17 protein-coding genes and 1 tRNA gene are annotated in these 20,029 nt (G+C 40.8%); 14 read left to right on the top strand and 4 right to left on the bottom strand.

Annotated elements, in window-relative coordinates:
* Window positions 1-24 precede the first annotated feature (24 nt).
* Window positions 25-879, bottom strand: coding sequence for a MurR/RpiR family transcriptional regulator (locus FJ709_RS10380; protein WP_226415929.1), 855 nt, complete (start codon window positions 877-879; stop codon window positions 25-27).
* A gap of 323 nt (window positions 880-1,202) precedes the next feature.
* Here FJ709_RS10380 and zwf point away from each other — a divergent pair, with 323 nt between their 5' ends.
* The 4 genes from zwf to FJ709_RS10360 are packed head-to-tail and all read left to right on the top strand — an operon-like array spanning window position 1,203 to window position 5,879.
* Window positions 1,203-2,672, top strand: a complete 1,470-nt coding sequence (gene zwf / locus FJ709_RS10375) for a glucose-6-phosphate dehydrogenase (protein ID WP_226409995.1) — start codon at window positions 1,203-1,205, stop codon at window positions 2,670-2,672.
* 10 nt (window positions 2,673-2,682) lie between these two features.
* Complete coding sequence (pgl, locus tag FJ709_RS10370; protein ID WP_226409994.1) at window positions 2,683-3,381, top strand: 6-phosphogluconolactonase; 699 nt, start codon at window positions 2,683-2,685, stop codon at window positions 3,379-3,381.
* Window positions 3,382-3,393: 12 nt separating this feature from the next.
* The gene (gene edd, locus FJ709_RS10365; RefSeq protein ID WP_226409993.1) at window positions 3,394-5,220 is read left to right on the top strand and encodes a phosphogluconate dehydratase; all 1,827 of its coding nucleotides are present in this window, start codon (window positions 3,394-3,396) and stop codon (window positions 5,218-5,220) included.
* 17 nt (window positions 5,221-5,237) lie between these two features.
* Complete coding sequence (locus tag FJ709_RS10360) at window positions 5,238-5,879, top strand: bifunctional 4-hydroxy-2-oxoglutarate aldolase/2-dehydro-3-deoxy-phosphogluconate aldolase (protein ID WP_226409992.1); 642 nt, start codon at window positions 5,238-5,240, stop codon at window positions 5,877-5,879.
* A 78-nt stretch (window positions 5,880-5,957) separates the two neighbouring features.
* On the opposite strand, the gene pabB is transcribed toward FJ709_RS10360, so the two are convergent.
* A complete protein-coding gene (pabB, locus tag FJ709_RS10355) occupies window positions 5,958-7,403 on the bottom strand; it encodes an aminodeoxychorismate synthase component I (protein WP_226409991.1) in 1,446 nt (481 codons plus the stop codon).
* A gap of 168 nt (window positions 7,404-7,571) precedes the next feature.
* On the opposite strand from pabB, the gene FJ709_RS10350 reads away from it, so the two are divergent.
* The 5 genes from FJ709_RS10350 (at window position 7,572) to FJ709_RS10330 (ending at window position 14,194) form a co-directional block, all read left to right on the top strand.
* A complete protein-coding gene (locus FJ709_RS10350; protein ID WP_226415928.1) occupies window positions 7,572-9,113 on the top strand; it encodes a fumarate hydratase in 1,542 nt (513 codons plus the stop codon).
* 127 nt (window positions 9,114-9,240) lie between these two features.
* Window positions 9,241-11,286: a S9 family peptidase gene (locus FJ709_RS10345; RefSeq protein WP_226409990.1), complete on the top strand. Its 2,046-nt coding sequence runs from the start codon at window positions 9,241-9,243 to the stop codon at window positions 11,284-11,286.
* A gap of 595 nt (window positions 11,287-11,881) precedes the next feature.
* The gene (locus FJ709_RS10340; RefSeq protein ID WP_404829952.1) at window positions 11,882-12,505 is read left to right on the top strand and encodes a YchE family NAAT transporter; all 624 of its coding nucleotides are present in this window, start codon (window positions 11,882-11,884) and stop codon (window positions 12,503-12,505) included.
* A gap of 122 nt (window positions 12,506-12,627) precedes the next feature.
* A tRNA-Ser gene (locus FJ709_RS10335) sits at window positions 12,628-12,715 on the top strand.
* 87 nt (window positions 12,716-12,802) lie between these two features.
* A complete protein-coding gene (locus tag FJ709_RS10330) occupies window positions 12,803-14,194 on the top strand; it encodes a DEAD/DEAH box helicase (RefSeq protein WP_226409988.1) in 1,392 nt (463 codons plus the stop codon).
* Window positions 14,195-14,268: 74 nt separating this feature from the next.
* Here FJ709_RS10330 and FJ709_RS10325 read toward each other — a convergent pair whose 3' ends face one another.
* Window positions 14,269-14,499 carry a hypothetical protein gene (locus FJ709_RS10325; RefSeq protein WP_226409987.1) on the bottom strand — a complete coding sequence of 77 codons (231 nt, stop codon included), beginning with the start codon at window positions 14,497-14,499 and terminating at the stop codon, window positions 14,269-14,271.
* Window positions 14,500-14,913: 414 nt separating this feature from the next.
* On the opposite strand from FJ709_RS10325, the gene FJ709_RS10320 reads away from it, so the two are divergent.
* The 5 genes from FJ709_RS10320 to FJ709_RS10300 all read left to right on the top strand — a co-directional run bounded on the left by FJ709_RS10320 (window position 14,914) and on the right by FJ709_RS10300 (window position 19,405).
* The gene (locus FJ709_RS10320) at window positions 14,914-16,704 is read left to right on the top strand and encodes a DUF885 domain-containing protein (protein WP_226409986.1); all 1,791 of its coding nucleotides are present in this window, start codon (window positions 14,914-14,916) and stop codon (window positions 16,702-16,704) included.
* Window positions 16,705-16,879: 175 nt separating this feature from the next.
* Window positions 16,880-17,542, top strand: a complete 663-nt coding sequence (locus tag FJ709_RS10315; RefSeq protein ID WP_226409985.1) for a response regulator transcription factor — start codon at window positions 16,880-16,882, stop codon at window positions 17,540-17,542.
* Window positions 17,543-17,660: 118 nt separating this feature from the next.
* On the top strand, window positions 17,661-18,785 hold the full coding sequence (locus FJ709_RS10310; protein ID WP_226409984.1) for a M14 family metallopeptidase: 1,125 nt from the start codon (window positions 17,661-17,663) through the stop codon (window positions 18,783-18,785).
* 24 nt (window positions 18,786-18,809) lie between these two features.
* The gene (locus tag FJ709_RS10305) at window positions 18,810-19,127 is read left to right on the top strand and encodes a zinc ribbon domain-containing protein (protein WP_226409983.1); all 318 of its coding nucleotides are present in this window, start codon (window positions 18,810-18,812) and stop codon (window positions 19,125-19,127) included.
* Window positions 19,124-19,405 carry a YeaC family protein gene (locus FJ709_RS10300; RefSeq protein WP_226409982.1) on the top strand — a complete coding sequence of 94 codons (282 nt, stop codon included), beginning with the start codon at window positions 19,124-19,126 and terminating at the stop codon, window positions 19,403-19,405. The genes FJ709_RS10305 and FJ709_RS10300 overlap by 4 nt, the downstream gene beginning before the upstream one ends.
* 77 nt (window positions 19,406-19,482) lie before the next feature.
* Here FJ709_RS10300 and FJ709_RS10295 read toward each other — a convergent pair whose 3' ends face one another.
* Window positions 19,483-20,004 (bottom strand): DUF1993 domain-containing protein, encoded by a 522-nt coding sequence (locus FJ709_RS10295; protein WP_226409981.1) that lies wholly within the window; start codon window positions 20,002-20,004, stop codon window positions 19,483-19,485.
* Window positions 20,005-20,029 lie beyond the last annotated feature (25 nt).

Below are 20,029 nucleotides of genomic sequence, written 5' to 3'. Positions count from 1 at the left end.
ATTCACAATAAGCATAAAAATGGCTTAAATGGTCATATCTCGGTTCACGCGAGACTCTTTTAGTACTTCTTTTACACGTTTTAAGTTATCGCGAAAACGAGGGCCACGTCGTAAAGTAAAGCCTGTGGCAAGTACGTCTATAGTGACCAACTGTGCTAAGCGAGAAGCCATGGGTAAATATAAATCAGTGTCCTCTGGTACTTCCATGGTTACAGGAAGTGTGCATTCAAGAGAGAGAGGCGAGTTACGGGCAGTAATACCAATAACGGCAGCGCCGTTTTCGCGTGCAATACGGGCTATTTCTATTAGTGATTTGGTTCGGCCAGTGTGTGAAATAAGCACTACTACATCACCTTCATTGCAGTTGATACAACTCATGCGTTGCATAAGCACATCATCAAAACAAATAACAGGCACATTAAAACGGAAGAACTTATTTTGGGCATCATGCGCTACCGATGCTGAGGCGCCTAAGCCAAAAAATGAGATTGTTTTAGCTTGAGTTAAGATATCAACGGCTTTATTTATTGCCGCTATATCTAAGCTTTGACGGGCTGTATCAAGCGATGCCATTGAAGATTCAAATATTTTTGTTGTATAAGATTCAGGCGTGTCATCTTCTTCAACATGGCGGCTGACATAAGGTGTGCCATTAGCAAGACTTTGGGCCAAATGTAACTTAAAATCAGGGAAGCCTTTAGTGTCTAATCGGCGGCAAAAGCGATTAACCGTAGGTTCGCTGACATCGGCCATCTTTGCTAAAGTAGCAATACTGGAATGGATAGCGGTTTGCGGCGAAGCCAAAATGACTTCGGCGACCTTGCGCTCTGACTTACTAAATTTAGCAAGGTTGTTTTGAACCTTTTCAAGTGTATTCATAATCATGCATCCGCCAATATTGGGTAATGTAATTTTAAATCAGAAGTTCATTTAAGAGAGGAAATTAAGTTATTTTTTTACCTCTGAAAGTCAATTGTAGTAAATTTTCAATTGTTCCTGAATTGATAAAACTTCTGTTACTGTCTGTGAGTGGAGAAAATCATAGCAGATAACGTATCAAAATGACTATATAGCTATCAAGAGATTAATTGCAAAATATAGATGCATAAATCAAATTCTGTTGTTATATTACAACAAAAGTGTGTTTTTATTCATCGTTTAGAACGATTCAAACACAAAATAATAAAGGAGAGCTGTCAGCAATGGGCAAATCATCAAGTGCGAAGGCGTGTGATTTTGTATTGTTTGGAACCAAAGGGGACCTTGCAAGACGTAAACTATTACCTTCTCTGTACCAATTAGATAAAGCTGAGTTATTAGACAAGGACACCAAAGTTATCGGTGTTGCTAAAGATGCCTTTACTCAGGAACAGTTCATCGAGCTTGTCACCAAGGCGTTAAATACTTTTGTAAAGGATGAGATTTGTCCTGAGACACTTGAGCGCTTTTTAGCTCGCTGTCATTACATAGGCACGAACTTCACCGAACCTGAAGGCTACGCTGCATTCCATGATTTATTAGAACCGACAAAACGAGTGATGGTAAATTACTTTGCCACACCTCCGTCAATATTCGGTGCTATTTGTCGTTGCCTTAATGAGCAAAAATTGATCCATTCAGACACCCGAGTGGTGTTAGAAAAACCTATCGGCACTGATTTAGAGTCATCTCACGTTATTAATAATCAAGTCGCTGAGTTTTTTAATGAAAACCAGGTTTACCGCATAGACCATTATTTAGGCAAAGAGACAGTTCAAAATTTGATTGCACTACGTTTTGCTAATTCATTATTTTCGTCTAAGTGGGACAATCGCACGATTGATCATGTACAGATCACCGTGGCTGAAGAAGTGGGTATAGAAGGGCGTTGGGGATATTTTGATGGCGCAGGACAAATGCGCGATATGATCCAAAACCATTTATTGCAGGTGTTAACGCTTGTGGCAATGGACCCTCCGGTTAACCTAGATGCTGACAGCATTCGCGATGAAAAAGTGAAAGTACTTAAATCTCTGCGACCAATTAATCAAGACAATGTTTATGAGAATACCGTTCGAGGCCAATATAGCGCAGGCTTTCTAAAAGGCTCTCCAGTTCCGGGTTATTTGGAAGAAGAAGATGCTAATCAAAAATCTAACACAGAAACATTTGTTGCATTACGTGTTGATATTGATAACTGGCGTTGGGCTGGCGTGCCGTTTTACTTACGTAGCGGTAAGCGTATGCCGTTCAAGAGCAGTGAAATTGTGGTTTATTTCAAAAATCCTCCGCATAACCTGTACCGTGCAAGCTACCGTAACCTGCCACCGAACAAGCTGACTATTCGTTTACAACCTCACGAAGGGGTTGAGATTCAAATGATGAATAAAGTCCCAGGTCTTGAGCAAAAGCAGCGTTTGCAAACAACTAAATTAGATTTAAGTTTCTCTGATACTTTTAAAAATGATCGTATTGCCGATGCTTATGAGCGTTTATTACTTGAAGCAATGTTAGGCAATCAAGCGCTATTTGTGCGCCGTGATGAAGTGGAACAAGCTTGGAAGTGGGTTGACGGCATTATTCAATCTTGGGAACAAAGCGGGGAACGTCCTAAATCCTATCCTGCTGGCACATGGGGGCCGGTTGCCTCGGTTGCCTTGATCACTAAAGACGGTCGTTCTTGGGATGAATAAGGGAACTAACATGATTAAAGAAAGCGTATTTAAATCATTCGATACACCTGCCAGCCTTGAATCAGCTTTAGCAGATAAAATTGCCAATCAATTGCAAGATGCGATTGATAATCGCGGTAAGGCTAGCCTGGTTGTGTCCGGTGGCTCTACGCCATTAAAATTATTTCAACTGCTTAGCCATAAAACATTAGAGTGGAGTGAAGTCTATATCACTCTTGCTGATGAGCGTTGGGTAGAAGCAGATGATAAAGATTCAAATGAGCGTTTAGTGCGTGAGCATTTACTGCAAAATCGTGCCGCTAACGCTAAATTTCGTGGCTTAAAGAATATGTTTGCTAGCCCTGAAGCTGGCGCGGCAATGGCGGGGGAATCTTTAGCAAATTTCCCGCGTCCATTTGACGTGGTCATTTTAGGTATGGGAGCTGATGGACATACCTGTTCATGGTTTCCTTGTAGTAAAGAATTAGATAATGCATTAACTACCCAAGAGGTGTGCGCTGCAGTTAATCCGACTACAGCGCCTCACGCCAGAATCACCTTATCTAAAGATGCCATTTTAAACAGCCGTCAGATTTATTTACATCTGGTTGGTGAAGCAAAATTAACCGTTTATCATCAGGCTCTTGAGAATGATGATGTAACAAAAATGCCCATTAGAGCCGTTTTAGCGCAGCATAAAACGCCCGTTGACGTGTTCTACAGCGCATAAAGGAGTTGTCATATGCACTCAGTTGTCCAGTCGGTTACAGACCGAATTATTGAACGAAGTAAAGATTCACGCAAAGGCTATCTAGCCGCACTTGAAGATGCTAAAGCCAAAGGGGTTCACCGTAGCGCATTAAGCTGTGGCAACTTAGCCCATGGTTTTGCGGCTTGTAAGCCTGCTGACAAAGATGCGTTACGTCAATTAACGAAAGCTAACATTGGTATTGTTACCTCGTTTAACGACATGCTTTCTGCACATCAGCCCTATGAAGACTACCCTAAACTGTTAAAGCAAGCGTGTGAAGAGGTTGGCAGTGTTGCGCAGGTTGCTGCGGGCGTTCCTGCAATGTGTGATGGCGTGACCCAAGGTCAGCCAGGTATGGAATTAAGTTTGTTAAGTCGTGAAGTGATTGCGATGGCAACAGCGGTAGGCTTGTCACACAACATGTTTGATGGTGCTTTATTACTGGGTATTTGTGACAAAATTGTCCCAGGCTTACTTATTGGTGCACTAAGCTTTGGTCACTTGCCGATGATGTTTGTGCCTGCTGGCCCAATGAAGTCAGGTATTCCAAATAAAGAAAAAGCGCGCATTCGTCAAAAGTTTGCCCAAGGTCTTATTGGCCGTGAAGAGTTATTAGCGGCAGAGTCAGCATCGTACCATAGTGCGGGAACTTGTACTTTTTATGGTACGGCTAACTCTAACCAGTTAATGCTTGAAATTATGGGCTTACAGTTACCAGGTTCGTCGTTTGTTAACCCAGATGATCCGCTTCGCGAAGCACTAAACAAAATGGCGGCTAAGCAAGTATGTCGTTTAACAGAAATGGGTACCCAGTACACCCCAATAGGTGAAGTGGTTTGTGAGAAATCTGTTGTGAACGGTATCGTTGGCATTCTTGCAACTGGTGGTTCAACCAACTTAACCATGCACATAGTTGCCGCCGCTCGCGCCGCTGGTATTATTGTTAACTGGGATGACTTCTCAGATTTATCTGATGCAGTGCCTCTATTGGCACGTGTTTATCCAAATGGTCATGCTGATATTAACCACTTCCATGCTGCAGGCGGAATGGCATTATTAGTAAAAGAATTACTTGATGGCGGTTTATTGCATGAAGATGTCAATACTGTTGCCGGTTTCGGCTTGCGTAAATATACCCAAGAGCCAAAACTTATTGATGGTCAATTGCTTTGGGTTGATGGTATTTCTGAATCATTAGATAAAGAAGTATTAACTCATTTAGCAACACCTTTTCAGCCAAATGGTGGTCTTAAATTACTAAAAGGTAATTTGGGCCGTGCAGTGATCAAAGTCTCTGCTGTACCAGACAAAAACCGTATTATTGAAGGTCCTGCGATTGTGATTAACGATCAAAATGACATTGATGCGTTATTCAAAGCCGGTGCGTTAGACCGAGACTGCGTAGTGGTAGTTAAAGGTCAAGGCCCTAAAGCCAATGGTATGCCTGAGCTACATAAGCTGACACCATTTTTAGGTAGCTTGCAGGATAAAGGCTTTAAAGTGGCATTAGTCACTGACGGTCGTATGTCTGGTGCATCAGGCAAAGTGCCTGCCGCGATTCATTTAACACCAGAAGCCCTTGATGGCGGCATGATTGCCAAAGTTCAAGATGGTGATTTGATCCGTGTCAATGCCAATACTGGTGAGCTGACATTATTGGTTGATGAAGCGGTACTTAATGCACGTGAAGCAAGCTTGGTTGATTTACACCATTCAAGATATGGCATGGGTCGCGAACTGTTTGGCGCGTTACGCCGCACTTTGAGCAGTCCTGAAACCGGTGCAAGAAGCACCAGTGCGATTGACGAAATTTACTAATTAAGGAAAAGTAACGAATGTCTGACAATAACTGGTCACTTCAACCACAAGATGTTTTTAAGCGTAGCCCTATTGTACCTGTGATGGTTATCAATAAAATTGAGCATGCAGTCCCTTTAGCAAGAGCCTTGGTTGCCGGTGGCATAAGTGTTTTAGAAGTGACTTTACGCACCCCTTGTGCACTTGAAGCGATAGCTAAAATTGCTAAAGAAGTTCCTGAAGCCTTAATCGGTGCTGGCACTATTTTAAATGAAGCTCAATTAAAGCAAGCGGTTGATGCAGGGTCTCAGTTTATTATTACCCCTGGTGCAACCGTTGATTTACTTAAAGCGGCTAAAAAAGGCAACGTGCCATTAATTCCTGGTGTGGCGAGTATTTCTGAGGTGATGGTGGGGATGGAATTGGGATACACTCATTTTAAATTCTTTCCCGCTGAAGCTTCTGGTGGGGTGAATGCACTTAAGTCATTCTCTGGTCCTTTAGCCAATATTCGTTTTTGTCCTACGGGCGGAATTAGTCTTGCCACTTATAAAGATTACTTAGCATTAAGTAATGTTGACTGTATTGGTGGCAGTTGGATTGCACCAACAGATGCCGTTGACTCTGAAGATTGGGCGCGTATTACCCAGCTTTGTAAAGAAGCATTAAACGGTCTATAAACGGTTTAGTAAATCAAAAGCCAGCAATCATTTGCTGGCTTTTTTATGGTCGACTTTAAGTGTAGAACCCTGTACTTGTTATTTTTCAACTGTAAGCAAAGGTAATATTTTGCTGACCTTGTCGAAACACTCTTGATATTCCGCTTCGGCATTTGAGTCTGCCACCACGCCGCCGCCAGCCCAACAGTAAATACGATTTTTTTCAGTGACTAAAGTTCTTATGGTAATGCTGGTGTCCATAGTGCCATCTTGGCTGATATAACCAATACTGCCGCAATACATACTGCGTCTTGAGGGCTCTAATTCCTCAATAATTTGCATTGCACGTATTTTGGGTGCACCGGTAATTGACCCACCAGGGAAACATGCCTTTAATAAATCAGTTGCGCTGTAAGTTGTTGATAAAATTGCAGTAATGGTGCTAACTAAATGATGTACAGCTGGAAAGCTTTCAATAGCAAATAGCTGCGGTACAGCAACACTGCCAGGTGCTGCCACTTTGCCAATATCATTACGCAGCAAATCGACTATCATGACATTTTCGGCGCGATCCTTTTCAGATAACTGTAATTTAATCGCTTGTTGTTTATCTAAAGCAGCATCATTTATTCTGGGTAATGTGCCTTTAATGGGCTTAGTTTGAATGCTATTACCGTGCAATTGTATGAATCGCTCTGGTGAAATAGACAATATGGTATGGTTAGGTAAACGTATAAATGCCGAGAAGGGCGCTTTATTCGCCTGAGTTAACAGGCAATATGCTTGCCATTCATTACCTTTATAGTCAGCTTCAAATCTTTGGGTCAAATTAATTTGATAGCAATCACCACTTAATAAATAGTCCTGAACTCGGTTAAAGTGGCTCAAATAGGTTTGTTTACTCGTTTGATTATGCCAATCAGAGGTTAGTGAAAATGGTGGGGCTGATGAGGTTGATGATTTAGCCAGCATCAGATTTTCAATGGTATTAACAATTGAGTTTAATTGGGCTGTGCCATCATAGCTTATATGCAGCCAAGATTTTTTGGCGTAATCATAAATTAAACACTGATCATAAAAGCCAATACTGAGCTCATTAAAATCGATATCTTTAGCGGCTTTTTCAATGATGTTTTCCACTGAGCGGCCAAGATCATAGCTCAATGCCCCCATAGCGCCACCACTGAATGGATAAATACTAGGGTGTTTTATCGGATATAAATGCGCTAAGCAATATTTTAAGGCGTCAAATGGGCTTAGGGAAGGTGACAACAAATACTCTTGTATATCGTCAAATAGAGTCGATAAAGTTGATTGATGTTCGTCTGTTACTTTAGGCTCAAAACAAAGCTTATTATTATGACTGGTTAGCGTTGCAATCGGGTTGAATACGATAATATCGAAACGGGCGTCCTGATGCGCAGCATTAGCAGAATCAAGAAACATTGACCAAGGTAGATGACTGACTAATTCAAATAAAGACTGGCTAGAATAAGTCCAAGTTAATGATTTAATCGTTAATGCATTGTCACCACGCGGTTTCATCAATTACCCTTAAATAAAATGTGCTGTAGCTCAAAAAGGATGGAAAGAGTATCATATTGGCCATCAAAGAATTATACCAAACCCTAAAATAACGTTGATTTAATCAACTTTACATAAAAACGATAAATAAGTTAGGCCGCATGGCTGCTGGAGCGCCCCATTATGTCTATGAACACCCACACTTCCTCTTCACCTGTTACCATTAAACAGGCTGATTTTATTGAAAGTATTGAAGATTCTCTACAGTATATTTCTTACTACCACCCTAAAGATTTTGTTGATGCTATGTATGCTGCCTATCAGCGTGAACAAAGTGTTGCGGCAAAAGATGCTATCGCACAAATCTTAATTAACTCACGTATGTCAGCTGAGGGTAAACGTCCACTTTGTCAAGATACCGGTATTGTGACTACATTTGTTAAAATTGGTATGAATGTCAGTTGGGATAAAACTGACATGACAGTACAGGAAATGGTCGATGAAGGTGTACGCCGTGCCTACACCAATCCTGACAATCCATTACGCGCCTCAATTGTTGCAGACCCAGCGGGAGCGCGTAAAAATACCAAAGACAACACACCATCCGTTGTGCATATTGATATGGTTGCGGGCAATCATGTTGAGGTAATGATCGCGGCTAAAGGCGGCGGATCAGAAAATAAATCTAAAATGGCTATGTTAAACCCGTCCGATGACATTGCGGCTTGGGTAGAAAAAACCTTGCCTACAATGGGCGCGGGTTGGTGTCCACCAGGCATGCTTGGTATTGGTATTGGCGGCACAGCAGAAAAAGCCGCGGTAATGGCAAAAGAGTCATTAATGGATCCAGTTGATATTCATGAGTTGATCGCTAAAGGCGCTGAAACAACTGAAGAAAAACTGCGTTTAGATATTTTTGAACGTGCTAACAACCTAGGTATAGGTGCGCAAGGTTTAGGCGGACTCACTACCGTTTTAGACATCAAAATTAAATCTGCACCAACCCATGCAGCGTCTAAGCCTGTAGTGATGATCCCAAATTGTGCGGCAACCCGCCATGTGCATTTTCATTTAGATGGTTCAGGCCCAGCAGATTTAGTGCCTCCATCACTGGCAGACTGGCCAGAAATTACCCGTGAAGCGGGTGAGAATACCCACAGAGTTAATCTAGACAATATCACTCAAGCTGAAATTGAAACCTGGAAGAGCGGTGACACTTTATTACTTAACGGTAAAATGCTCACAGGTCGTGATGCGGCGCACAAGCGTATTCAAACCCTATTAGATTCAGGCGAAGGCTTACCGGCTGGGGTAGACTTTAAAGGCAAGTTTATTTACTACGTTGGCCCAGTTGACCCTGTTGGCGATGAAGTGGTTGGCCCAGCAGGACCAACAACCGCAACGCGTATGGACAAATTCACCGATATGATGCTTGAAAAAACCGGATTAATGGGCATGATTGGTAAATCTGAACGTGGTCCAGAAACCGTTGCTTCAATTAAAAAACACAAAGCCGTTTATTTGATGGCTGTGGGCGGTGCGGCTTACTTAGTGTCAAAAGCGATTAAAAAATCTCGAGTTGTTGCCTTTGAAGAACTGGGTATGGAAGCAATATATGAGTTTGAAGTGCAAGATATGCCTGTAACGGTAGCGGTTGATTCTAATGGGGTTAATGCCCATGAAACCGGCCCAGCTATTTGGAAAGTTAATATTGCCAATAGTAAAGCTTAATTTAAGCTTGTCACTGTAAAGTAATGTGACTTAAACGCTCAAGAGTCTTTATTGTTTAAGGCTTGCTTGAGCGTTTTGCTTTCGTTAATCTGCCAATAAATAACCATAACAAGAGATAATCAATAACATGAAAACTTCTTCAGTGCTTTTGGCATTGGTTGCCGCAGGAATGGCAACATCAGTGTATTCAGCGGAACCTTTTACAGTTCAGCACTTAGTTAATATGAATAAACTTCATTCATATGCGGTATCAAATGACGGTAACACCTTAGTTTATGGCGTTAAAGTGATTGATGGTCAAGGTGAAGCAAGTTCAGATCTTTATTCATTGGACTTAAGTAGTAAAACAGCAATACCTAAGCAGCTAACGTCTGCGTCAGGTACTGAACATGACGTGAGTTTTTCTGCTGACAGTAAAAGTATTTATTTTTTAGCCGACCGAAATGGCACTAGTCAGCTATATCATTTACCGCTTAATGGCGGCGAAGCTTTGCAGGTGAGTGATTTACCCCTTGATATAAACGGGTATAAATTGTCTCAAGACGGCAAGCAAGTGGTCATGACGCTGCGTGTTTTTCCGGAATGTAAAGACCTCGTGTGCTCGAAAGAAAAATTTGCCGCCGAAAAAGATCGTAAAACTACAGGCCGTGAATACAAGCAGCTTATGGTGCGTCATTGGGATACATGGGAAGATCATGCGCGCAATCACTTATTTGTAGCCAACCTTAACGGCACAAAAATTACTGATGCCATTAACGTGACCCAAGGACGTGACACTGAAACACCACCAAAGCCATTTTCAGGTATGGAAGAAGTGACATTTACACCTGATGGCAAATTTATCGTATACAGTGCCAAGGCGCCGAGTAAGGATCAATCTTGGACAACTAACTACGATCTATGGCAAGTCCCTGTAGCAGGCGGTGAAACGGTTAATTTAACCGAAGCCAATAAAGCCTGGGATGCCCAGCCTACCTATTCAGCCGATGGCCGCTATATGGCGTATTTGGCGATGACAAAACCTGGCTTTGAAGCTGACCGCTATCGATTAATGTTACTGGATACGGTAACAGGGCAAGAAAAAGAAGTCGCCCCGTTATGGGATAGAAGCCCAAGCTCAATCAACTTCAGTCAAGATGGTCGTACGCTTTATGTCACTGCCCAAGATGTTGGTCAGGTCTCAATATTCGAAGTTAATCCGCAGTTTGGCGATGTACGTCCAATATATAACGATGGCAGCAACAGTATTGTTGCGGTAACCAATAACAAGATTATCTTTAAAAATGCATCATTAGTTGAACCAGGCGATTTGTACACCATCAGTTTAGAAGGTGAGAATTTAAAGCGTTTAACCCAAATTAACAAAGATAAGCTGGCTAATATTAAGTTTGGTGAGTTTGAACAGTTTAAGTTTAAAGGCTGGAATGATGAAACCGTTCATGGTTACTGGATAAAACCTTCAAACTATAAAGAAGGTGAAAAATATCCAATAGCATATTTAGTCCACGGCGGCCCACAAGGATCATTTGGCAATTCATTCAGTGGTCGTTGGAACGCTCAGTTATGGGCAGGTGCTGGGTATGGTGTTGTTATGGTTGATTTCCATGGCTCTACTGGTTATGGCCAAGCTTTTACCGACTCAATTAGCCAAGATTGGGGCGGAAAGCCGTTAGAAGATTTGAAAAAAGGCATGGCAGCAGTATCTGAGCAACAACCCTGGTTAGATGCCAACAATGCCTGTGCGCTGGGTGGCTCATATGGTGGTTATATGATGAACTGGTTCCAAGGGAATTGGAATGACGGCTTTAAATGTTTGATAAACCATGCTGGTTTATTTGATATGCGTTCTATGTATTATGTGACAGAAGAGCTGTGGTTTCCTGAATATGAATTTGGCGGAACCTATCACGACAACAAAGAGCTGTATGAGAAGTTTAATCCAGTTAACTACGTTGAAAACTGGAAAACACCTATGCTAGTTATTCACGGTGAAAAAGACTTCCGTGTGCCTTATGGTCAAGGTTTAGCTGCATTTAGCTTTATGCAACGTAAAGGCATTCCATCTGAGTTGTTAATGTTCCCAGATGAGAATCATTGGATCTTAAATCAAGATAATTTACAGCAATGGTATAAGAATGTTTTCAGCTGGATGGATCGCTGGACAGCAAAGTAAATTGAGATGATTTGAAATAAGATGTGGTGTCAGCAATGGCACCACATTTTTTTATGCTTTAAAAAATGAAGCAGATTTTTTCTGAGCATTCGCCAACTCAGCGGCGTCAGATTCTCTATCTTGGTGTGGCTTTATTATCCATAAAAAATAGGTCATTCTTCTTCGCGAACTACTGAATTTACGACTATTATTCTTTTGGCAAACTTTATTGCGCAGCGCCATAAAAATCCTTATGAATATTGCAATTAAGCAGAAATCTTTTTAATGTAAAACATTGTACATTAATGTCGATTTCAAAGCACATTGCTTGCGAGGGTAATTAGGTAAAATTACATTAAAGTGTCATTTTGTAACCAAAAAAAACCCAAAATATAACGTTAGTAGTCTTTAGTTGGTGTTTATTGTGCGCACGTGGTTACTTAGTTACAATAACGTGCTTAATTAATGATTATTAAGTGACATCAATAAAACTAATGAAAAACTTGTTAATTTATAGAAAATATCACTTCTATAAACTGATAACTTACATTAGAGTAGCGCTCCTTTTTTATGTGCTTTAAAAACAATCTATTTAGAGGGTATCTCATTGGATTACATGCTTTACATTAAGTTCTTTTTAGGGCTTTTAGCGATTATTAACCCTGTTGGTTTGCTGCCAGTTTTTGTCAGTTTAACCAGCCATCAGACAGACTTAGAACGAAAACACACTAACAGAGTGGCTAACTTTGCCGTAGTGGTTATCTTATTTGTCACTATTATTGCAGGTCAGCATATTTTAAACATGTTCAGTATTTCACTGTCAGCGTTTAGAATTGCCGGCGGTAGTCTGATCTGTATTATCGCGATGTCGATGCTGCAAGGTAAAATCAGTGAAGTTAAACGAAACCAAGAAGAAGATCGTGAGTCATCAGGTATGGAGTCGGTTGCGGTTGTGCCACTAGCATTGCCTTTGATGGCCGGTCCAGGTGCGATTAGTTCGGTTATCGTATTTGCCGCTGAGCATAATACCTTAATTGATTTTGTTGGGATGTTTGGTACCGTGCTGCTATTTGGCATACTCAGTTGGTCATTGTTTAACATGGCTCCCGCGATTTTCAAACTATTGGGTAAAACCGGTATTAACGTGATCACGCGTTTGATGGGCTTGTTAATGTTATCTTTAGGTATCGAAGTTATCGCCGCGGGTATAAAAGGTTTGTTCCCTCAACTTATGGGCTAAATACTTAATGTTGCACAGCATTTGTGCAAACGCTAACAGGGTTGGCTTTTTAGCTTGACCCACCATCACCATTTGCGTAAAGTAGCGGCCGCAGAGTGATTGACTCTTTAAAACAATCTTAAGGTGACGTGTCCGAGTGGCTGAAGGAGCACGCCTGGAAAGTGTGTAAAGGGCAACCTTTCGAGAGTTCGAATCTCTCCGTCACCGCCATATTCTAAAAGAAAGACGTCTTCGGACGTCTTTTTTGTTTATAATGACTTCTAATCCTTGCCAATCACCTTGTTTGAGCGCCTTTCTATGACATTTTTATCCCTTGGGTTACATCCCACTATTATCGATAACCTAGCTACATTAGGTTATGAGACACCGACCGCGATTCAACAAAAAGCGATCCCTGAAATCCTAAATGGAAAAAATGTTATTGCGGCAGCACAAACCGGTACGGGTAAAACCGCCAGTTTCGTATTGCCAATTTTAGATAAATTGGCCAAAGGCGAAACGGGGCGCAAAAAAAGAATGCGTGCGCTGATATTAGCGCCAACCCGAGAACTAGTATCACAAGTGCATCAAAATATTGAACGTTATGCGCAAGGTTTGTCGCTACGTTCTATGGCAATGTATGGTGGCATTGACAGTAAAGAGCAAAAAGCAGCATTGTTAGACGGTGTTGACATTGTGGTGGCTACCCCTGGTCGATTATTAGACTTGTATACTCAACGCGCATTACACTTTGATGAAATCGAAGTGTTAGTGCTTGATGAAGCTGATCGTATGCTCGATATGGGCTTTATTGAAGACATTAATAAGATTCTGGCAAAGCTGCCAGAGGACAGACAAAACTTATTATTTTCAGCCACACTTTCAAATCAAGTCAGAGTACTAGCAAAAACTGCGGTACGTAATGCCGTTGAAATAACCTTGAATAAACAAGTGGCCACTAAGCCTAAAATTGAGCAATGGTTGACCACGGTTGATAAAGATAAAAAGTCGGCATTATTAAGTCACTTGATACAACAACAGCAATGGCCACAAGCGCTGATCTTTATTGAAACTAAACAAGGTGCAGCCAAGCTTGTGAGTCAACTTGCTAAGCGTGACATAGTTGCAGAATGTATTCACGGTGGGCGCAGTCAAGTGGTGCGCGAACAACTGCTTGCTGACTTTAAACAAGGCAATATTCAATATCTTGTCGCTACGGGAGTCGCTGCGCGCGGTATTGATATTGATGATTTACCGGTTGTAGTGAACTATGATTTACCTTTTCCTGCTGACGATTATATTCACCGTATTGGGCGAACAGGCCGAGCCGGCGCAAGTGGCTTAGCGATTTCGTTAGTATCGAACGATGACTTTAAAAATCTGTGTATGATTGAAAGCCGAATGAGTGAGCTAATTGAACGTAGAGTAATAGAAGGTTTTGAGCCGAAAAGGCCTATACCTATTTCAGTCTTAAACTTTGTTCCTCAAGCTCGACATCAAGCAAACAAAGATAAAACACCACAAGTGAGCTTATCTTTAAATAAAGGTAAGGAGACAGCAAGAGGCCGCTCTGCACCTAATTTTAGTGGCGAGCCTCGAAGCGGTGATCAAACTGCTAAACATCAACATTCATCGTCACCAAGAACTGACACTTCAAGTCGCGCTGATAAGCCTTTACCGTTAAATCCATGGGGTTTACCAAAAGGTTAAGCTTAACAACGAAAACGTTTAAATATTCAAGACCGCGCAATAACAGATATGGGTTGTTATTGCGTGAGCCTTAGTTAAGCGTTATTGATCTTTTGTTTTAAGTCATATGAATCGTCTGTGACAAGCCTTTCTAAAATTTCAACACGCTCCCGCAATGCGTTTACTTCCTTCTGTAACGACTTATTATGGCTGTTATTTTCACTGGCAGCACGTATTTGTTGCTCTCTGAGTTTCATTATACTGACAGTAAAGCTGCCTAGAATGGCTAGAATTGGAATAAGTAACGCTAAAGTAGCTGGGTTCATAATGCTTCCTAACTGATGTTGTTTGTATTCTTATATTGATTCTATTCAACCGTTTAAACCAGTGACATTTGTCACCAAAATGCGGCTCATAAGCCTATCACAGGGATAAAATGGCTAAATCTCAGCTAACGGTTTTTGTTTATGTACTATAGCCTCAAATCTGTCCGCGGTTAATGTTAAATGAATAAATCACCCTTAAGTCTATTGGCTTTGTAATTCAATCAATAATTGTGTGACAAGACGTGTCAAAAGTGCAAATTGTACTGCAAATAGCATTGAAAAATGGTTAACTATTTGCAAAATATTTTAACCTTAAACGAGCACAAAAATGCACCTGAGTACTAATGAGTACAAACTAGTGGCATTAATCGTATTTAGGTTAATTAAACAATAATTACACAATAAAGGCATTATATGAAAAAGGCGTTAATTTCACTTTCAGTAGCGGCAGTGCTTACCGGACTTGTTGGCTGCCAAGACCCAGTCACTTCCAGTAATGCGTCAGCTGAGGCAGCGCAGAATTCAGTATCATCTCAACAAGCTACTCAATTATCGTTTGCTGATTTTTCACAGAGCTTTATTGACGATTTATGGCTTTTAGCACCAACCTGGGCAATGTACAACGGTAAGCATATTAACGATGGCTATCTTGATGTGCCTAACCAAGCAAGTCGTGACAAAACCCTCGCATTTGTAGCAAAACAAAAAGGTTTATTAAATACCTTTAATCAAGACACATTATCTGCCAATGAACTGATTGATTATAAATTACTTGAAAATCTAGTGAATAAGTTTGAGTGGGAAGTAAACACATTCAAATCATGGCAATGGGATCCATCCAGTTATAATGTTGCTGGTGGCTTTGCACAAATCATTAATGAAGATTTTGCCCCATTAGATGAGCGCCTGATATCTGTTATTGCACGGCTAGAAAGTGTGCCGGCTTATTATCAAGCTGCTAAAGATAATATCAACAACCCCACATTGGCACACACTCAATTAGCGATTCAACAAAACCGTGGCGCTTTTTCAGTACTTAATGACGATTTAGCTAACAAGGTTGCCCAGTCAGGCTTAAATGCTGAACAAAAAGCCATGTTTACCAGTCGCTTCAATAGCGCAAAACAAGCTATAAATACTTACATCGATTGGTTAACCGTTCTAGAAACAGACTTACAAGCCAATGGCAGCCGTGACTTTAGAATTGGTGAAGACTTGTATGAACAAAAGTTTGCCTTAGATATTCAAGCCGGTATGACAGCGAAACAACTGTATGATAAAGCCGTTGAAGATAAGAATCGTGTTCAAGCAGAAATGGCCAAAATCACTACTGATATTTGGGCAAAACATATTGATACTGCAAAGCCTGCGGATGACAAGTTGGCCATCAGACAACTTATTGATGTGTTGTCATCAAAGCATGTGAAACGTGAAGACTTTGTCGATGATGTACGCAAACAAATTCCAGAGTTAGTTAAGTTTGTTAATGATAAAAAGCTCATTACCCTTGATCCGAAGAAGCCGCTTGTGGTGCGTGAAACGCCTGAATATATGCGTGGCTTTGCTGGCGCGTCAATTAGTGCGCCTGGGCCATATGAAAAGGGCAGTAATACTTATTATAACGTGACCCCCCTTGATGATATGACTGATGAGTCTGCCGAAAGCTATTTACGTGAATATAATCACTGGATTTTACAGGTGCTTAATATCCACGAAGCGATCCCTGGTCATTACACCCAGCTTGTATATTCAAATCAATCACCTAGTTTAGTTAAAAGCTTATTTGGTAATGGTGCAATGGTTGAAGGCTGGGCGGTTTACACAGAACGTATGATGCTTGAAGAGGGTTATGGTAATTTTGAACCTGAAATGTGGTTAATGTACTACAAGTGGAATTTACGCGTTATTGCTAACACTATTTTAGATTACAGCATTCAAGTTAAAGGCATGGGCGAGCAAGATGCTATTGCGCTAATGGAGAATGAAGCTTTCCAGCAGCGCGCTGAAGCGGAAGGGAAGTGGCGTCGTGCGACATTAAGCCAGGTGCAGTTAACCAGTTATTATTCAGGTTACCGTGAAATTTATGACTTCAGAGAAGAGTTAAAAGCTGAAAAAGGGGCTGATTTTGATTTAAAACAGTTCCATGAACAGTTTTTAAGCTACGGTAGCGCACCGGTGAAGTACATACGCCAGTTGATGAAATAACTGATAACCAAACCAGCAACCAACGACAAAAGCCTGAGCCTGAGTGTTCAGGCTTTTTTTGTTTTTCAAAAAAGTAATAAAGATCTCATTATCAATCCATTTCAACGTAAAAAGTAGATTAACGATACTTGGCATGTTAATCTTAATGCAAATAATTATCATTTGTGGTGTGTTTGTGAAAAGAATATTATTGATCGATCAACAACTCGAAATAGGTTTTGATCTAGGCGCGCAATTAACTGAAATTGGTTATCAGGTCATTGTGGTTAATAATGCATTCCAAGCGCTAGTTAATATAGAAACTCAGCTATTTGATGTTGCATTAGTTGATCTATCAGTGCCTAAAATGGAATCATTTTGGCTACTTATGGCCAGAAAATGTTGGACACCCATTATTACACTTGCAAGTAAAAATGATGATTTTGAAAGAATTAATGCACTAGAGCTGGGTGCAGATGATTACTTATCAAAACCTTTTAATCTGCGTGAGTTACAATTAAGGCTCAACGTTATAAAGCGGCGAAGTAATCTTGGCAATAATGCTGAAAAGCAAACAATGATCCATTTTGATGATCCAAGTTACTCATTAAACTGTAATGGTAATAAAATCACCTTAACCAATACCGAATATCGGCTATTTAAATATCTTTATGAGCGCCAAGGTGAGGTGGTAACCAAACAAGAGTTGCAGCTTCGTGTGCTGCATAAACCATTAGGTAAATTTGACCGTAATTTAGATATGCATATTAGTAATACCCGTAGAAAACTAGCGAGTCGCAATTTACCCCGTGATTTGATCAATACAGTCAGAGGTCAAGGCTATAGCTTTAGTTTTTAACGGTTCCCACTAATAGCGGTATTTGGTAAACTGTGACAATAAAAATGAGTCTACTTACATCAATAATATCTTTTACTTGTAGACAAAATGAGACAGCAACTTACTAAAGGAAAACCTAATGCGGATCAGTGCAAATTTTGATGGCGGCAATATTGAAGTGATTAACATCGATAAACACGATGATATTCAGCTTGCTATAAGACCAGATTTCGGAGGTGAGTTTTACCAGTGGTTTAACTTTCGTTTAGAAGGTTCTGTTGGTCAAACTTACACCATGCACATCAATAATGCCGGCACAGCATCTTACCCTAAAGGCTGGGAAGATTACCAAGCAGTGGCAAGTTATGACCGTCAACATTGGTTCCGCCTGCCCACATCGTATCAAGATGGTAAATTAACTATTACAGTAGATTTAGATTGTGAGGCTATTCAAATTGCTTACTTTGCACCCTATAGCTATGAACGTCATTTAGACTTTATAAGTGAAGTACAGTTGCACCCTTCAGTGAGTCTAGAACACTTAGGGCTGACCCTTGATGGTCGTGATATGACCTTGTTAAAAATTGGTGATGATGACGAAGACAAGAAAAGCATTTGGATTACCGCAAGACAACATCCAGGCGAAACTATGGCAGAATGGCTCGTTGAAGGTTTGGTGAGTCAGTTATTAGATGGCGACAATCCTAATTCCAAGTCTCTACTAGATAAAGCTAATTTCTATATTGTGCCAAATATGAATCCAGATGGCAGCGTACGTGGTCATTTACGCACCAACGCCGTTGGCACTAACCTAAACCGTGAATGGCAAACACCAAGTTTAGAAAAAAGCCCTGAAGTGTTTTATGTCGTCAATAAGATGAAAGAAACCGGTGTTGATCTATTTTATGATGTCCATGGTGACGAAGGTCTACCTTATGTGTTTGTCGCGGGCTGTGAAGGTGTGCCTCACTACACAGATAAAATGGCGCAACTTCAAAGTAAGTTTGTGTCTTCGCTGCAACTTGCTAGCGCTGATTTCCAAACACAATATGGTTATGCAAAAGATGAACCCGGTAAAGCGAATTTAACCGTAGGTTCAAATTGGGTTGCGAATACGTTTAAGTGTTTATCCAACACCTTAGAAATGCCATTTAAAGACAATGCTAACTTATCTGATCCATTTGTGGGTTGGTCGCCAGAGCGTAGTATTTATCTAGGTGAAGCGTCACTAATAGCAATGTTAGCAGTAGTAGATGAACTGTAAATAGTAACATAAGGGTTTTTATTCATGGCCTTAATTGAATGTCCTAAGTGTCAGAAACGCATTTCTAGCAAGGCTAAGGAATGTCAACACTGTAAAGTGAGTTTGGCAGGAAGTACTGAGTCATTAACTAAAATCAGCCATATTCAGCAATCGAATAAATTGATGAATCACAGTTTGATTTTTTTATCACTGTTCATTGCTGGGGCAGTAGCTTGGTTTTGGGGTGGGGAGCAAGCACAAGGAGTACAAGCCATTGTGGCTGTTTCTTGTTTTGTTGTTGGTTTTGTAGGATATTTTATTACCCGAGTGAGACTCGTGTTACATAAACGGAAATCAGTATGAATGATATCAATAAAGTCATTGATGAAATGCCAGAAGAAGTTTACCACAGATTAGTATCAGCCACTGAACTGGGTAAGTGGGAAGATGGTACGGTTTTGTCTGAAGCTCAACGTGAGTCAACACTACAAGTCGTTATGCTTTATCAAGCGCGCAAGCTGAAGCAGACTGACCACTTCACTATTGGTGCTGGTGGGGCGATTAATGAATTGTCTAAAACTGAATTGAAAAAGCAGTTTAAAGGCGAAGCCATCGCTGAGTTTAAAGAACCAGAAATGTAGTCGTGTTTGCGAATTGTCTGTTATAAAAAATGCGAGCAATAAGCTCGCATTTTTTATCGATTGAGATAACTACCGACTTAAAGTATTGGTGCTTTGTAAGGCATGGCGCCCAAATAGTCTTTCTTACCCACTTCTACACCGTTATGACGCAATATGGCGTAAGCTGTGGTGATGTGAAAGTACAGGTTAGGAATAGCGTGTTCAATGGCAAATTCATAACCGGTAAGATATTTACCTTCCCAGCGCGGTTGAGAGATATGAATGGTAGCAGCGTGTGCAAAATCAGCCTCACTAAAACTATCCAGATATTCAAGTACTGAAGTAATGCGTAAGCGTAGTTCTGCTAGTGTCGTTTCGCTGTCGTCATGTTTTGGCGCAGAGTCTAATTTACCTGTTAATCTAGCTACGCCAATTTTAGCAGTGTCGCAGGCGATTTGTACTTGGCGGATCAAGTTAAACTGATCAGCAGCTAAACGAGAGTTTAGTAACACCGCGATATCAACACGTTTAAGTGCGGCAAATGCTTCACCTTTATCAAGAACATGGTTTAAGTTGTTAAGCATTTTACTAAATTGTACTACGGTTAAATCGTATAGCATGGAGGCATCCTCAATGAAAGCTGCA

The sequence above is a fragment of the Shewanella glacialimarina genome (assembly GCF_020511155.1).
GTDB lineage: Bacteria > Pseudomonadota > Gammaproteobacteria > Enterobacterales > Shewanellaceae > Shewanella > Shewanella glacialimarina.
Note: the sequence above shows the minus strand (reverse complement) of the source record. Positions and strands in the feature narration are given on the sequence as shown.